The 16,439-nt window shown below is 44.5% G+C and carries 14 protein-coding genes and 1 pseudogene; 11 read left to right on the top strand and 4 right to left on the bottom strand.

Features of this window, described 5'->3' with window-relative positions; all coding sequences use genetic code 11:
* Positions 1–39: 39 nt before the first annotated feature.
* On the bottom strand, positions 40–1,167 hold the full coding sequence (locus ABD943_RS03760) for an OprO/OprP family phosphate-selective porin (protein WP_345291843.1): 1,128 nt from the start codon (positions 1,165–1,167) through the stop codon (positions 40–42).
* A 249-nt stretch (positions 1,168–1,416) separates the two neighbouring features.
* Between ABD943_RS03760 and ABD943_RS03755 the strand changes: the two genes are divergently transcribed.
* The 8 genes and pseudogenes from ABD943_RS03755 (at position 1,417) to ABD943_RS03720 (ending at position 11,170) form a co-directional block, all read left to right on the top strand.
* Positions 1,417–3,660: an ABC transporter permease subunit gene (locus ABD943_RS03755; protein WP_345291842.1), complete on the top strand. Its 2,244-nt coding sequence runs from the start codon at positions 1,417–1,419 to the stop codon at positions 3,658–3,660.
* 13 nt (positions 3,661–3,673) lie between these two features.
* Entirely contained in the window at positions 3,674–5,281 is a 1,608-nt protein-coding gene (gene pstA / locus ABD943_RS03750) for a phosphate ABC transporter permease PstA (protein WP_345291841.1), read from the top strand.
* A gap of 86 nt (positions 5,282–5,367) precedes the next feature.
* A pseudogene (pstB, locus tag ABD943_RS03745) lies at positions 5,368–6,108 on the top strand (phosphate ABC transporter ATP-binding protein PstB); the annotation flags it as partial.
* A gap of 23 nt (positions 6,109–6,131) precedes the next feature.
* Positions 6,132–6,869, top strand: a complete 738-nt coding sequence (gene phoU / locus ABD943_RS03740) for a phosphate signaling complex protein PhoU (protein WP_345291839.1) — start codon at positions 6,132–6,134, stop codon at positions 6,867–6,869.
* 57 nt (positions 6,870–6,926) lie between these two features.
* The gene (gene phoB / locus ABD943_RS03735; RefSeq protein ID WP_345291838.1) at positions 6,927–7,619 is read left to right on the top strand and encodes a phosphate regulon transcriptional regulator PhoB; all 693 of its coding nucleotides are present in this window, start codon (positions 6,927–6,929) and stop codon (positions 7,617–7,619) included.
* Positions 7,620–7,630: 11 nt separating this feature from the next.
* The gene (gene phoR / locus ABD943_RS03730) at positions 7,631–8,926 is read left to right on the top strand and encodes a phosphate regulon sensor histidine kinase PhoR (RefSeq protein ID WP_345291837.1); all 1,296 of its coding nucleotides are present in this window, start codon (positions 7,631–7,633) and stop codon (positions 8,924–8,926) included.
* Positions 8,927–9,216: 290 nt separating this feature from the next.
* Positions 9,217–10,179: a PstS family phosphate ABC transporter substrate-binding protein gene (locus tag ABD943_RS03725; RefSeq protein WP_345291836.1), complete on the top strand. Its 963-nt coding sequence runs from the start codon at positions 9,217–9,219 to the stop codon at positions 10,177–10,179.
* Positions 10,180–10,297: 118 nt separating this feature from the next.
* Entirely contained in the window at positions 10,298–11,170 is an 873-nt protein-coding gene (locus tag ABD943_RS03720) for a 1-aminocyclopropane-1-carboxylate deaminase/D-cysteine desulfhydrase (protein ID WP_345291835.1), read from the top strand.
* On the opposite strand, the gene ABD943_RS03715 is transcribed toward ABD943_RS03720, so the two are convergent.
* Positions 11,167–11,601 (bottom strand): hypothetical protein, encoded by a 435-nt coding sequence (locus ABD943_RS03715; RefSeq protein WP_345291834.1) that lies wholly within the window; start codon positions 11,599–11,601, stop codon positions 11,167–11,169. The genes ABD943_RS03720 and ABD943_RS03715 overlap by 4 nt on opposite strands.
* A 64-nt stretch (positions 11,602–11,665) precedes the next feature.
* Positions 11,666–12,067, bottom strand: coding sequence for a large-conductance mechanosensitive channel protein MscL (gene mscL, locus ABD943_RS03710; RefSeq protein ID WP_345291833.1), 402 nt, complete (start codon positions 12,065–12,067; stop codon positions 11,666–11,668).
* A gap of 168 nt (positions 12,068–12,235) precedes the next feature.
* On the opposite strand from mscL, the gene ABD943_RS03705 reads away from it, so the two are divergent.
* Positions 12,236–12,703, top strand: coding sequence for an Mpo1 family 2-hydroxy fatty acid dioxygenase (locus ABD943_RS03705; protein WP_345291832.1), 468 nt, complete (start codon positions 12,236–12,238; stop codon positions 12,701–12,703).
* Between the two features lie 44 nt (positions 12,704–12,747).
* Positions 12,748–14,004 (top strand): DUF819 family protein, encoded by a 1,257-nt coding sequence (locus tag ABD943_RS03700; protein ID WP_345291831.1) that lies wholly within the window; start codon positions 12,748–12,750, stop codon positions 14,002–14,004.
* A 66-nt stretch (positions 14,005–14,070) separates the two neighbouring features.
* Here ABD943_RS03700 and ctlX read toward each other — a convergent pair whose 3' ends face one another.
* Positions 14,071–14,997 carry a citrulline utilization hydrolase CtlX gene (ctlX, locus tag ABD943_RS03695; protein ID WP_345291830.1) on the bottom strand — a complete coding sequence of 309 codons (927 nt, stop codon included), beginning with the start codon at positions 14,995–14,997 and terminating at the stop codon, positions 14,071–14,073.
* Positions 14,998–15,449: 452 nt separating this feature from the next.
* On the opposite strand from ctlX, the gene ABD943_RS03690 reads away from it, so the two are divergent.
* Positions 15,450–16,355 carry a transcriptional regulator GcvA gene (locus ABD943_RS03690; RefSeq protein ID WP_345291829.1) on the top strand — a complete coding sequence of 302 codons (906 nt, stop codon included), beginning with the start codon at positions 15,450–15,452 and terminating at the stop codon, positions 16,353–16,355.
* Positions 16,356–16,439 lie beyond the last annotated feature (84 nt).

The following is a 16,439-nucleotide window of genomic DNA, read 5'->3' as shown; positions in this document are numbered from 1 at the left end:
CTGTAAGCGCCCTTTGACATCCAAAGACTCAGAGAAGTCTTAGAATACGTACTGGAAACGAACTGCGATAGCGTTACCGTCTTTATCAACGCCGCCCTCAGTCATGTCGCCCATAACGTAGTTAACACCTACACGAACAGCTTTGTTTGCGTAGTAGTTCAAGCCTAGAGTGAAAGCGTCAGCTTCGTCTGAACCTGGCTCATAGTGGCTGAAACGACCAAACATTTCCCAAGCGCCGTTTTCACCTTTTGGCGATACACGCTTGAATTTGCCTTTGCTGTATGGACGAGATTCGCCAGTTAGAACGTAACCGAACTGAGCGTAGTAGCCTGAGATATCAGTATCAGCGTTAACACCGCCATCTACTTCTGCGTCGAAGAACTCAGCTTGTGCGTGGAAAGGTCCCGCAGCGTAAGCCACTTCGAAGTTGTAAGCCATGATGCTTTCGCCACCGATAGTACCCGCACCAACTTTCTCGTCAGCTGTGTGGATTTCTAAACGCTGGTCAGCGTCTTTGTATTCGTTGCCCGCTAAACGGCTTTGACGAACACCAGCACCAAAGTGTAATACTTGGTTCTTAGTAATTACTGGAGCAAAAGTCATACGACCGGTAACGCCAGTAGCAATGTTGCCACCTTCTTCACCGTGGTCATATAAACCAACCATCCAAGTGAATTCATCGCTGAATGAACCTAAAGACGCACCGTAGTTTTTGCCTGGAGCCAATGCGTTAGTAATCATTGTACGCTCGATAGCTGTGATGTCTTTAGAAGACGTTTGCTCTTCAAGGCCGAATGGCTCTTTGTGTTTACCAAGAACTAGCTCAAGGTCATCCCATCCGTTGTACTGGATGTAAGCGTCGCTTAAAGCTGTATCGCCGTCATCTTTGAAGTCGCCTTGTACTTTAGCTTCCCAGTCACCAAACTCACCGCTGACATAGATACGAGCACGACGTAGTTCTGAGTCAGAACCTGAGCCTGTGTTACCAGTGAATGCTTCATCATCGAACCAGTCGATGTCATACATTAAACGACCACCAACTTTGATGCTTACGTCGTCAGTTGTGAACTTTGCGCCGCCGCCAGCTTTAGCCTTTACTTCGCTTTCTGCGAAAGCTGGAGTAGAGATTACAGCTGCTACTGCTACTGCTAATAATTTTAATTTCATTGTCATCTCCAAAAAAAGAGGGTTTTATTAAAAGACGGTGTGAATTCTACGATTAATTTATGACAGTTACATGACAGAAACGCTAAGGGTTTGTGAAACAGGTAATATTACAGAAACTTTATCCTTATTCCTCAATCATCAATAGCTTACAGCTCGGCTGTCATATTTCAGGGCTAATATTACAGAGGTTTAACAATAGTGTCACATTCCTTTCTTATAATCTGCGCATGATTCTAGAATTGGTTTGCCATGAGTACCTCGATAAAAGACACCACGCGTAAGCTGTTAGACCAGCAAACGCAAAGTGGGAAGCACAAAAGGCGCAAGATAAACGACATACTCGCTCGCTACGGTATTGCCTTTGGCGGCATGTCGGTTATTGTTGCCGTTGTTCTTATCTGTTTCTACCTTCTATGGGTGGTTTTACCTATTTTTAAGCCTGCATCGATTGAACTGGAAAAGGATTATTCATGGTCACAGCAGCAATTATTACACTTGGAAGTTGAAGAATACGGTGAAATTGCTTTTGGTTTGGGTGCAAACGGTTCCATGCAGTTTACCGACGTTGAAAGCAATCAAGTGTTAGCCACGTTTGAGTTGCCACAGTCGCAGCCTATTACTGCGGCTGCACAGCTCGACCTTAAAGGTATGATGGCTGTGGCTTACGCTGATGGCAGTGTGCAGCTTTTACAACAGGATTATGCCGTCAGCTATCCTGAGAATAAGCGAAAGTTGACGCCAAGCATCATCTATCCGTTTGGTGAAGATGCGGTGTCATTTGCTGATAGCGAGATAAAGTTGTTAAACGCTAAGTTGTGGGAAGACGGCTTACTGCTAACCGGTGTGACCGTTGATAACCAGATTGTGACCAAAGCTTTTGATGTTGAGCAGTCTTTTCTGAGCGAAGAGCTAGAGCTGGAAGAGGCAAGTTCGGCAACCTTTGAAACCGCTTTCGAGCCTGCTTATCTACTAGCAACTCTAGGCCCTGACTGGTTGTATGCTATTGGTCAGCAAGGGCAAATGAGTGCTTATCGCTATGAGGACAGTGAGTGGCTACTGCAAGAAACGAAGCAGTTGACGGAGAATGGTGCAGAAATCACGGAGGCTCAATTCTTACTAGGCCAGGTGTCGTTAATGATTGGCACGTCTGACGGTGTTGTCAGTCAATGGTTCCAGGTTCATGAGGAAGGTGGCGTCAGTCAGTTAACCAGAATTCGAGACTTCAAACTAGCCGATGCACCGATTAAGCATTTAGTGCCAGAAACACGTCGTAAAGGGTTCATTGCGGGTGATGCTAAAGGCAATATTGGTATTTTCTACACCACCTCTGAGCGTTTGCTTAAAGAGTTAAGTTTTGGTCAGCCAATACAGGATTTAGCGATCAACTCACGCAGTAATAAACTGCTGATCGTGGGAGAAAACGGTCAAGCCAACACCTTTTTTGTAGAGAATGAGCACCCTGAGATTTCATGGTCATCCTTATGGAATCAAGTGTTCTACGAGGGTTACACAGAGCCAACATTTACTTGGCAATCATCAGCCTCAACCAATGATTATGAGCCTAAGTTCTCTCTAGTGCCACTAAGCTTTGGTACTTTGAAAGCGGCCTTTTACGCCATGCTCTTCGCGGTACCATTAGCCATTTTCGGTGCTATTTTCACCGCTTACTTTATGGCGCCAAAAATGCGCTCGATGGTCAAACCCACCGTCGAAATCATGGAAGCTTTGCCAACGGTGATCTTAGGTTTCTTGGCGGGACTGTGGTTAGCGCCAATTATTGAAGAAACGCTGGTTGGTTTTCTGCTAACTATAATTTTGCTACCAGTCTTTACAGTACTATTTGGTCTGGCCTGGAATAAAGCTCCAGATGTTATTAAGCATAAAGTACCGGATGGTTGGCAAGCGGCTTTGTTGCTACCAGTGATTGTTCTGGGTACTGTTTTTGCATTCTGGGTTGGTGAGCCAGTTGAAGGTTGGTTGTTTAATGGCGACATGCCTCGCTGGTTAGATGATCATGGCATGAATTACGACCAGCGTAACTCGTTAGTCGTTGGCTTAGCGATGGGCTTTGCCGTGATTCCTACCATCTTTTCGATTACAGAAGATGCGATTTTTAGCGTCCCTAAACATTTAACTAACGGCTCGCTCGCACTTGGCGCCAGCCAGTGGCAGACACTAACGCGTGTTGTTCTACCAACAGCAAGTCCGGGCATATTCTCTGCTTTGATGATTGGTTTAGGGCGTGCTGTGGGTGAAACCATGATCGTGTTAATGGCTACGGGTAATACACCAGTGATGGACATGAATATCTTTGAAGGTATGCGAACGCTTTCAGCCAATATTGCGGTGGAAATGCCTGAGTCTGAAGTAGGTAGTTCACACTATCGAGTACTGTTCTTAGCGGCATTTGTATTGTTCTTATTTACTTTTGCTTTCAACACCATTGCGGAAGTCGTGCGTCAGCGCTTGCGTAATAAATACGGTTCACTGTAAGGAGGAATGACTGATGAGTAAAAAATTCTTTAACAGTGGACAGCACTGGGTATGGTTAAATGCCGGCGCCATCAGTATTTCAATCATCATGGTTGTTGGCTTGTTATTACTGATTGCCGTCAGAGGGTTAAGCCACTTCTGGCCCGCTGAAGTTAAAACCTTTGAGGTTACTGAAGGCCAACAAAACATTCAGGTGATGGGCGAAATACATAACATCGAAGATGACATCCAAGGTGGGGTAGAGCGCAAGCAGTACCTGCTGAAGATGGGGAATCGTGACGTCTATGGCTTGGACTTTAAATGGCTGGATGTAAAAAATATCAAGGATACTCGCGTTAACGAAGATGTGATTGTTGTTGAGCGACGTGAGTGGGGCAACCTCTACGGCTTCTTAAGCTCGGTGACTAAGGACGGTACGGTTTACCAGGAAGATACTGAGGCTTTGCATGAGATTGTCGACCGCGCGTTAGAGATTCACGGTCAAATTCGTGACATCGAAACCGATGACATCGGTAGTATTAACTACGAGCTGGAACAATTACGACTAGAGCAGCGTCGCTTAGAGCTTGAGAACGAATTTACTGACGAAGCCAAGGCTAACATTGAACAACAGAAAGAAGCGTTGCAGCAGGAGTTCTTAAGTTACCAAGAAGAACTGCAAAACCTTTATACGGATATTAAACGCGATACCGCTGAATTTAATTTGATTGGCGGCGAAACGGTGACGCTAACGGCAGGCAATATTGTTAGAGCCTTTCAGCCAAACAAAATGGGCTTCTGGTCGAAGCTAGGACACTACTTCTCAAAGATTGGTGAGTTTGTTTTTGATGAGCCACGAGAAGCGAATACAGAAGGCGGCGTGTTCCCGGCGATTTTTGGTACTGTCATGATGGTACTTCTTATGTCCGTTATTGTGACTCCGCTCGGCGTCGTTGCTGCAGTTTACATGCGTGAATACGCGAAGCAGGGGCCATTGACACGAACCATTCGTATTGCGGTGAACAACTTAGCGGGCGTCCCTTCGATTGTATACGGTGTGTTTGGTTTAGGATTCTTTGTTTACTTCTTGGGTGGCTCGATTGATGAATTGTTCTATCCGGAAGTGGGGCCTTCACCGATGTTTGGTACGCCGGGTTTAATCTGGGCATCATTGACGTTGGCTTTATTAACCTTGCCAGTGGTAATTGTTTCTACTGAGGAAGGTCTGGCACGTATTCCTAAGTCAATTCGCGAAGGAAGCTTGGCATTAGGTGCGACCAAGTTTGAGACTTTGCGTAAAACCGTACTGCCTATGGCGAGTCCAGCAATGATGACGGGTTTGATTTTGGCAGTGGCTCGAGCCGCTGGTGAGGTTGCGCCTTTGATGTTGGTTGGAGTGGTGAAACTTGCGCCAACGTTGCCGCTCGACGGTAATGCGCCGTTCCTACATTTGGAGCGAAAATTCATGCACTTGGGCTTTCATATTTACGACGTAGGCTTCCAAAGTCCTAACGTTGAAGCGGCACGCCCATTAGTTTATGCGACGGCACTATTATTAGTGTTAATCATCATCTTGTTAAATATTGCGGCCATTAAGATCCGTAATAACTTGCGCGAAAAATATAAGTCGCTTGAGCAGTAAAGAATTCCATTGAGGTAATTGAAATGACACAAGTATTGGAAGAAAAGACAATTGAACAGCGTTTAGCCGAAGAGAAAATTTCGATTGAAGTTGAAAAGCTCAACTTGTTCTACGGTCAAAAACAAGCGCTTTATGACATCGACATGCAGATCCCTGAGAAAAAGGTCACGGCTTTTATTGGACCTTCGGGTTGTGGTAAGTCGACGTTGCTGCGTTGCTTTAATCGAATGAATGATTTGGTTGATATCGCGCGCGTTCAGGGTGATATTAATATTAATGGCAATAACATTAATAAACCTGGCGTAGACGTTGCAGAGTTACGACGCAATGTTGGGATGGTATTTCAGAAACCTAATCCATTCCCTAAGTCTATTTATGAAAATATTGCCTACGGACTGCGCTTACAAGGAATTAACAAGCGTCGTGTCTTGGATGAGGTTGTAGAGTGGGCTTTGAAAGGAGCGGCACTTTGGGACGAAGTTAAGGATCGTTTGCATGAGAACGCACTGGGTATGTCTGGTGGTCAGCAGCAACGTCTGTGTATTGCGCGAGCGATTGCTGTACAACCAGAAGTGTTGTTGTTGGATGAACCAGCGTCAGCATTGGACCCAATCTCAACCTTAAAAATTGAAGAGCTGATCCACGAGTTAAAAAATGACTACACCATTGTCATTGTAACGCACAACATGCAGCAAGCAGCTCGTGTTTCAGACTACACAGCATTTATGTATATGGGCGATATGGTAGAGTTTGATCAAACGGATACCATTTTTACCAACCCATCGCAGAAGAAAACCGAAGACTATATTACTGGTCGCTACGGTTAAGCTATTTAAACTTGAGGTAACGAATGATGGATACTGAAAACTTAGGGCAACATATTTCTAAGCAGTTTAACCAAGACTTGGAAAATATTCGTGAAGAAGTTTTGGCGATGGGCGGCTTAGTAGAAGAACAGTTAACAAAGGCTTTGGAAGCGCTAAACTCGCATGATATTGAGTTAGCTAATGAAGTGATTGATAACGATGATCGTGTGAATGACTTCGAAATTAACATCGATGAAGCATGCGTTAAGATTCTGGCTAAACGCCAACCGGCAGCGAGTGACTTGCGACTGGTGTCTACGGTTCTAAAAACCATTACAGATTTAGAGCGTGTTGGTGACGAAGCCGAAAAAATTGCTCGAATGGCTGTCGATATTGCTGAGTCAAAGGAAACATCGCCGCTTAGCGGAAAGCTACATTATGGTGCATTGCAGCACTTAGGCAGCTTAGTCAAGAATATGCTACATGAGGCGCTAGATTCTTTTGCGCGTATGGACACTGAGTCGGCTGTTAAAGTCGCTAAAAAAGATAAAAAAGCGGATGATGAGTACGATGCAATTTCGCGTCAGCTCATGACCTATATGATGGAAGAACCGCGCAGTATTACACAGGTGTTAGATTTCTTGTGGGCAGCGCGTGCATTGGAGCGCATTGGTGATCATGCTCATAATATTTGTGAGTACATTGTCTATCTTGTTCAAGGTCAAGATGTAAGGCATTTGACGTGGGATGAGATTCATAGGCTGGTAAAAACACGTAACTAACTGGTAATAACAGGAAACTAGAGCTATTATCCGTTTAAAAAGGAGTCTTTAGAATACATGAGTGCCAATATTCTCATCTTAGAAGATGAACGTGATATCCGCGAAATGTTAGCCTTTTGCATGACCCAGGCTGGCTATGAGGTGGAACAAGCTGCTACTGCTGAACGTGTGTTTGGATTGATCAAAGATGGTTACAAGCCGGATTTATTTTTAGTTGATTGGATGTTACCGGGAGCTTCAGGTATTGAGTTAACAAAAAAGCTCAAAAAAGATCCTGACATGAGATCAGTGCCAGTCATCATGCTGACCGCTCGTGGCGAAGAAGATGACCGCGTACAGGGACTTGACGTTGGTGCTGATGATTATGTGGTGAAACCATTTTCACCACGAGAGTTGTTGGCGCGGGTTCAAGCGGTTTTACGCCGTAGTGGATTAGCAGCTCAAGCTGATGAAAAGCTGTCTCATGGTTTTATCCAAATTGATACTGCCAGTCACAGAGTTATTATTAAAGGCTCGGAAGTTCACCTCGGCCCAACTGAGTATAAAATTCTGCATTTCTTTATGAGTAATCCTGAGCGGGTTTTTTCCAGAGGTCAGTTGTTGGACTCGGTTTGGGGACAACAAGTGGTGGTAGAGGAGCGGACAGTGGATGTGCATATTCGACGTTTACGTAAAGCTTTAGCAGAATATGAGGTCGAAAATTATGTTCAGACGGTTCGAGGCTCTGGTTACCGTTTATCAAGCAGATAAGGCTTTAGCCGATGTGGACTAACCGTTACTGGCAAACTGAGTTTTGGACGTTAGCCTTTGTTATTCTAGTAGTAGGCTTGATTGGATCTTTATTCGATCGAGCCGCAGCATCTATTGCGGTCATCATCTTTGGCTATCTCGTTTGGAATCTCGTCCAACTGTCTAGACTCTATAAGTGGTTAGTTAAATCTCGTTCGTTATACCCGCCCGCAGCCCCGGGGATCTGGGGAGAAATATTCAATCATCTCTATGTGTTACAGCGAAAAAATCGTAAAGAGTTGAAAAAACTCAAAGGGATTATTTCTGAGTTTAGGGCATCAACCTCCGCTTTGCGAGAGGGTGCACTTATTATTAGTAATCAGGGGGAGATTCGCTGGTTTAATAAAGCCTCCGAAAAATTGCTGGGCTTAAAAGCCAGTACCGACATTGGTCAGCGTTTGTTTAATTTGCTGCGTCATCCGAGCTTTATTGAGTATGAACAAGCGCGCGATTATGAAAAGCCGTTGACGATTCATTCCCCGGCTGATGAAAATTTAATTCTTAACATTCATATCACGCCCTATAACAATGATCAGCGCTTAGTGATGATTCGCGATGTCACTGAGAAGCATCACCTTGAGCGAGTGCGTCAAGATTTTGTGGCTAACGTCTCGCATGAACTACGAACCCCTTTAACGGTAATTCACGGCTATCTGGAAATGCTTGATCCTGAAATGTACCCTGAGTTGGCTAACGTGGAGAAGCCGCTCCAGATGATGCGACAGCAAGCGCTGAATATGGGGCATTTAGTAGACGACTTATTATTATTATCGCGACTAGATGCTAAAGATTCTGCGCAAAATGGTAAGCCGAAGGATATCGATATCAATATAATGTTGGATAGCATTTGTGCCGAAGCGAGAGTGCTCAGTGGCGAAAAGAACCAAACCATTTTGTTCCACTCTCACAGCAATGCAACCCTAACCGGATCTGAAAAACAGCTGCGCAGTGCTTTTTCTAACTTGGTATTTAATGCTGTGCGGTATACACACAAAGCAGGGCGCATCGATATCTATTGGAAAGAGTCGGATCAAAGTTACATGATGACGGTCAGTGACAATGGTCCCGGAATTGAGCCAGAGCACATCCCTCGCTTAACCGAACGCTTTTATCGAGTCGATTCGGGACGCAATCGCTCGCAAGGCGGAACAGGGCTGGGGTTGGCTATTGTGAAGCATGTGCTTGAAAGTCATGGTGGCTACTTGGATATAAACAGTACCGTTGGAAAGGGCTCTGACTTTACCTGTTACTTCCCTAAATCCCAGTAACCTTAAGATTGAATTTCCTGTCATATAGACCGTCATTATCAGCGATATCGCCTGTGACAGTGGCGAATAGTGGTTACCATTAGGCTTTAGTCTAGGACCTCTTGATAATACAACTTGTCGCTCTTAACTTACTGATTGCAATGTAATATTTCTATATTTTCGTTCCAAAAAAATTGTTTAATAAAGCAAATGCGACTTGTCACAAAAGCGTCATATTCTAGTCACAAGGCCTTAACATTAGAGTCCCATAATGACAGCGTCTGTTAATCATACTCACTTGGAGAATTCTAATGAATTTATTCAAAAAAGTTGCCCTAGCGGCAGCAGTTTCAACTTTCTCACTAGGCGCGTTTGCTGAAGCGAAAGTTGATCAAAACTTACCGACGTATAAAAAAACAAGCGGTATTTCTGGCAACCTTTCTAGCGTTGGTTCTGACACGCTGGCTAACTTAATGACTTTATGGGCTGAAGAGTTCAAGCGTCAATACCCAAACGTTAATATCCAAATTCAAGCAGCTGGCTCATCGACTGCGCCACCAGCACTCACTGAAGGTACTTCAAACTTCGGCCCTATGAGCCGCATGATGAAGGATAAAGAGCTTGAGTCTTTTGAAAAGAAACATGGTTACAAGCCTACTCCTGTTGCGGTTGCGATTGATGCATTGGCTGTATACGTACACAAAGATAACCCAATTGAAGGCTTAACCATTTCACAAGTTGACTCAATCTTTTCGTCAACGCGCAAATGTGGTGCGGATAGTGATATTTCTGATTGGAGCAACATCGGTATTGATGGTTTAGGCGACATTCAAATTTATGGTCGTAACTCAGTATCAGGTACTTATGGTTACTTCAAAAAGAAAGCACTTTGTAAGGGTGACTTTAAGAACTCAGTAAACGAGCAGCCAGGTTCTGCGTCTGTGGTTCAGTCAGTCAGCTTATCGAAAAACGGTATTGGTTACTCTGGTATCGGCTACAAAACATCGGGCGTTCGTGCTGTTCCATTAACAAAGAAAGACGACACAAACTTCGTAGAAGCGACTCCAGAAAACGCAATTTCTGGTGACTACCCACTAGGTCGTCAATTGTTTGTATATGTGAACAAGCACCCTAACAAGCCACTTTCTCCAATTGAACTTGAGTTCTTGAAAATGGTTCTATCGAAAGTTGGTCAAGAAGTTGTGGTGAAAGATGGTTATATCCCACTACCTGCTAAAATTGCTGAAATGCAATTGAAGAAACTTTCTAAATAAGTTGTAAATTTCTACCTCTTAGTAATACTTTACCGGCTGCCTGAAAAGGTTAGCCGGTTTTTTTTATATTTGAACCCGCCTCAGCTACAATGCATGGATTATCATTCAAGAGAATCCAATGATTGAGTTGAATCACTCGCCCACCCAAGTCGTCAAGTGGTCGCTAGCCGAGCAGAAATCTGTCAACGTTGATATTAAGCGCGATGATCTGCTGCACCCAGTCATCTCAGGCAATAAATGGCGTAAGTTGAAGTATTTGATAAGCGATGCGCAAGAGAAAGGGTGTTCTGAGCTTATTTCTATGGGCGGAAATTGGTCGAATCATCTGCATGCATTAGCGTATGTAGGGAAGGCGTTAAATTTAAGAACCCGAGGTTTTGTCCGTGCCCATCCAAACCAAGCCATAACACCGACCCTAGAGGATTGTCAGCGTTGGGGCATGAGGTTGCAATTTTGTTCTCGCCAAGAGTATGCGGCTTTGCGTCAAGACAACCATTGGAGTCGTTTTTCCGAGCAATCCCCCGACAGTTATTGGCTGAGTGAGGGCGGCTTTGGCCAGCTGGCGATCCGTGGTGTTGAAGATATTGCTCAGGAAGTCGATGAGCATTATGACTATATTTTTGTTGGCTGCGGCTCAGGGGCGACTTTATGTGGCCTAAGCAAAACTTTTAACCATAGCCATGTTGTTGGTGTGGCAGCTTTCTCGGGCGCTGACTATTTACAAGAGTCGTTGGGCAAGCACATTGGGCCGCGCGATTCTAATTGGTCATTGGATACGCAGCATCATTGTGGTGGTTTTGCAAAAAGAAACGCCGATCTTGATGAGGTGATAAGCTCACTGGAATTGACCAATAGCTTTAAGCTTGATCCGGTCTATAACGGCAAAACCTTTCTGGCACTACAATCTTGGCTCGCCTTAGGCAAAATTCCGTCGGGAAGTAAGGTTCTGGTGATCCATACGGGCGGGCTGCAAGGAACACGCAGCCCCTAATTCATCAACTGATAGAGGGAATAGCCGATAATAGCAACCCCAAAAATCCCTTGAAGTATAAACAGAGCTCTAAAGATAAAAGTGTACCTAAGGTACTTACTCAAGTTGGCTTCATCCAGCGCGAACAGCCGTGATGGCTCTGAGAACTCTTCCTCACATCGAATTAGCCCTGGTACTGTGAGTCTGAGTAAAACCTGGCTTCGAATATCCAGCACCATAAAAGCTACCGCTAAAATACAAATTAAGCCACCAATAAGCAGGAGCACAACAGGGTGGACGTTCTTTTCAAATGCGGCAAAAGCACCGCCATCGGTAAACATGGAAAGGGTCACGAAGAAGTTAAAGGCTCTTAACCGCTGCTCGGCGTTAAACTTAAAGTGTTCCCACAGGTAATTTTTTTCTTCGAGAAGTTTTGCTTCTAAATGATCCATTGCATGATTCTTAGTATGTCATAAAAAAAGCCCGCTTAGCGGGCCGGTTAGTGTATATCGAGATTCAGTCTTTTTTCAATAAATCGCGAATTTCTGTCAGTAACAACTCTTCATTAGACGGTTTTGGCGGTTCTGCAGGTTTTGCTTCTTCTTTCTTTTTCAAGCTGTTCATGCCTTTGACCACCATGAAGATAGCTAACGCAATGATGATAAAGTCGAGAGCTGTTTGTATAAAACTGCCGTAATTGATAGTAATAGCAGCTTTTTCACCAACGGCTTCTTTTAAGGTAAAGGCTAAGTCTGAAAAGTCAACGCCACCAATAAGCATGCCAACTGGCGGCATTAAAACGTCGTTGACGAAAGAGCTAACAATCTTGCCAAAAGCTGCACCAATGACGATACCGACCGCCATATCAACCACATTACCCTTTACCGCAAACTTTTTAAATTCACTCATCATACCCATAATAGACCCCCTCTATTAGTTTAGATAATTGTTATGTTTAAGCCGATAGGGCTAAACTATTTATTAATAGCACAAAATATGAGCAGTGACAGCGGTAAAGGTTTTCATTTACGACTAATTTTACAATCTTGTATGATATGATGACTTTTTTTCAGCGAAGGGGTTAGGATGAAAACAGGTCAGGAGTGGATCGCTGAGTACAGCGAGAGCCACCGAAATCCAACAAACAAGCTTCTGCATTGGATGTGTGTTCCAGCCATTATGTGGTCTGTGTTAGCCTTGTTGTGGGCAGTACCTGTACCCGAGTCCTTGCAGTTTCACCCTTGGCTGAATTGGGCGACAGTTTTTGTTTTTCTGGCGCAACTCTTTTATATTGCTTTCGGCATTGCCATTTTCGGCGTCATGCTGGTGGTTAGTATTGGTATGCTCAGCTTGGCATCCTGGCTTGAGCAGGTTGCACCGTTTGCCCTGTGGCAAATTGCTCTGGCGGTCTTTGTGCTCGCCTGGATTGGGCAATTTATCGGACATAAAATTGAAGGTAAAAAGCCTTCATTTTTTAAAGATTTATTATTTTTACTCGTGGGACCAGCGTGGGAGGTAAATTATTTCTTGCGTAAAATCCACGTTGTTTCTTAATATCTATAAACTTTTAACTCGCTTGCAATTTTGGGGATTGACTCATGGCAGTATCCGAAACTACTGAGACAGTAGCACTGATTCAGTCTGATGCCGTAGCCTTTGGCTTGATTATGGCGGTATTGGGACTTATTTTTTACACCTCGAGCCGTCAACACGGTTTTTGGCACAAATTCTATAAACACATTCCAGCGTTATTGTTGTGTTATTTTGTGCCTGGAGCTCTGAACTCTTTAGGTTTTTTCACCGCTGATGCGGGTGACAACATTTATCACATTTCATCACGCTACTTGCTTCCTGCGAGTTTGTTCCTATTGACCTTAAGTATTGATCTTAAAAAGATTTTTGGTCTTGGCTGGCGTGCGCTTGCGATGTTCTTTACGGCGACCGTGGGTATTATTATCGGTGGACCATTAGCCATTTGGCTATTCCACGTAATCAGCCCAGAGTGGGTTGCGGGCGACGTTTGGAAAGGTATGTCCACTGTTGCAGGTAGCTGGATTGGTGGTGGCGCGAATCAGGCCGCGATGAAAGAACTGTATAACGTTGAAGAAAGCTTGTTCGGCACCATGATTGCGGTTGACGTTCTGGTTGCTGAGATTTGGATGATCGGTCTGTTGATCATGGCCAAGAAATCAGATGGCATGGATAAAATGCTGGGTGCTGATAACTCAAAAATTGAAGACCTTAAGCTGACCGTCGAGAAGTATACTCGTGAAAATGAGCGCGTGTCTTACTTGAATGATTATATGATTATTCTGGGTATTGCGTTTGCGGTAGTGGGCTTTGGCCATCTTATCGGTAGCTGGTTAGGGCCTTTCTTTGGTCAGTTCGAGTGGGCGAAAGAGTACAGCTTGGACAGTCACTTCTTGTGGTTAATTCTGACGGCAACCTTCGCGGGTATTGGTTTATCCTTTACTCGAACGCGTGAATATGAGCATGCGGGTGCCTCGAAAATCGGCTCGGTATTTATCTACGTTCTCGTTGCCAGTATCGGTATGAAAATGAACTTGGGTGAAATTTACCATAACTGGCAGTTATTCTTTGTCGGTGCGGTATGGATGATGATTCATATTATTCTACTGTTCATCGTGGCGAAGGCGATTAAAGCGCCAGCGTTCTTTATTGCAGTTGGTAGTAAAGCGAACGTTGGTGGTGCTGCCTCAGCACCTGTCGTGGCAGCGGCGTTCCACCCGTCTCTAGCGCCTGTGGGCGTATTGCTCGCGATTCTTGGTTATGCGGTGGGTACCTTCGGTGCTTACTTGACAGCTGAGATGATGCGGATGATTGTTACCGGCTAATTCCTGGTTACCCATCATGTTATAAAAAAAGCGGCTCTCGGGCCGCTTTTTTGTGTCTAATATTAATTACTGTCTAGGCAGAAAGTTTTCGGCAATCATGCAGCGAGCGCTTCCGCCACCAATGCTTTCGATAGTGTGTATGTCGCACGGAATAAGCTTTCCATGGGCTGAAATCTGTTGCCGCTGTTCTTTAGTAAAGCCATGGTAGGCAGATCCAGATAAGACGATAACAGGGTCATTCCTGAGGTTTCTTAGCTGAATCACATTGGCACAGAAGTGCTCTTCGGCTTGCGCTAAACTGATATCAATAATCTGCTTTTTATCTGCCTTAAGCTGACTTTCTACGCTAGCTCTTTGCTGCGGATCTGTAATAGAGTCAAGACAAATCACCGCAAACTGTTCGCCCACACTCATCATGACGTTGGTGTGGTAAAACGGTGTGGCTTTGCGACTAAAACTATTGAAAGATATGGTCTCATAGCCACGTTGACGGTTGTAATCAGCGAGTAGCTGGCTGTCGCAACGCTCGGAAAGCGCCGCATAAGTTTTTGTATGGCGATGATCAAAAATCATAGCGCCAGTGCCTTCTAGAAAGGCTTCTCCGGAATCTTGAAGTTGATTAATTTCTCTAATTTGATAGCCATTATGCTCTAACAGCTTAGCCAAGGCCTCTGGACGGGCTTCAAGACGGCGATTAGGCGTCTTCATTGGCATAATATCAATCGTGCCGTCATGGCGCGTACAGAACCAATTGTTAGGAAATACCGCGTCAGGCATTTCGGGATCGCCGTGATGCTTGTTGAGTAACAACACCTCCACATGATGATCACGCAGTTGATTCACCATCAGGGTAAACTCTTCGAGCGCGCTTTCTTTGACGAGGTAGTGGGGCTGGTCAGTTTTTTGTTGAAATTCATTATCTTGGGCGGTTTCTGCATTGAAGCAAAAGTCGCTTGGCGGAACCATGATTACTGAGCTAGTGGTATGAGACATAGGACGCGGAATTTGTCAGACGTGGCGCTAAGATAAAAAAAAGGCTTGCAATGTGCAAGCCATATATTAGCAATCTGCGGGTCATTAGGACCAAATGGGGGTAGGTATATAAATTATGTCCCGCTCGCTAACTAAAGGAGTCAGTCTATGAAACTAAAAGTTACCAACTTACCAGAAGTAAACTTCTGGGTAGAATAAGCAGAGCTTATTCTGTAAAACCAGCAATGTTAATTTCTTTAATCATTAAAAAAATTAACAAAGTGTTTGCCTTTTGATAAGGGGATTTGACAAAATAGAGGCATCTGGCAAATATTTGTCTAGGCCAAGCCAACCTTAAAAGCTGGTTTGGTGTTGCCCCTCAAGGCAGGTCAAATAATATACAGTAGTATGACCAGATTCAAACGATATATTTTCATGGTTCAAATTAAAAAAACTAATGTTAAGGAGCGGTGATGCCTAGACGGTTGCCCCCATTGAATAGCCTAAGAGCTTTTGAGGCTGCTGCGCGCCATTTAAGCTTTACTAAAGCGGCTGAAGAGTTGTTTGTAACCCAAGCTGCAATTAGCCATCAAATCAAGGCTTTAGAAGACTATCTTGGTGTTGAATTGTTCATCCGAAGGAATCGGAAACTCTTATTGACTGATGAAGGCCAGCTTTATTGGCCGAAGATACGTGATATTTTTGAAAAGCTGGTGAATGCGACTGAGCAGGTTAAAGCTCAGGGTGCAACAGGTTCATTGACGGTTAGTGTGATTCCGACTTTTGCGACTTTATGGCTGGTACCGCGTTTGGCAGAGTTTAGTCAGCTGTACCCAGAAATTGATGTTCGAATTAAAGCTTCCGATACGGAAGTAGACTTTGTGCGTGAAGACGTCGATATCGCCGTCTATTATGGTAAAGGGGAGTATTCTGGTTTGCACTGCGATCAGTTGTTCCAAGAGCACTTAACCCCAGTGTGTTCTCCGGGCTTAGCAGACTCTGGCTCGCTGAATTCACCACAGGATCTGGCAAACCATACGCTACTTCACGATGCCACGACTGAAGAGTGGCGTACGTGGATTAAGCATGCCGATGTAAAAGGTGTTAATCCTGATCAAGGCCCAGTGTTCAGTCACTCAGGAATGGTGCTACAGGCTGCGCGTCACGGGCAGGGTGTTGCGATGGGACACAGTGTGTTGTCGCAAATGGATTTAGACACAGCGAGATTGGTCGCGCCATTTGATATTGTGGTTGATAGTGGGCACTCATACGATTTGGTTTGCCCAGAGAATTCTCATGATCGACCAAAAATTGTGGCCTTCAGAGAGTGGTTGTTATCGAAAGTTAATGAAGACGTTGATGATGAGGTTCTGTATTAACGGCTCATGGTATGAATTCAATGGTGGTTGAACGATGAAAAAAAGGCGCTGTTTCCAGCGCCTTTTTTATTGACTGACTTTCAC

The organism is Kangiella marina (assembly GCF_039541235.1).
Classification (GTDB): Bacteria; Pseudomonadota; Gammaproteobacteria; order Enterobacterales; family Kangiellaceae; genus Kangiella; species Kangiella marina.
Note: the sequence above shows the minus strand (reverse complement) of the source record. Positions and strands in the feature narration are given on the sequence as shown.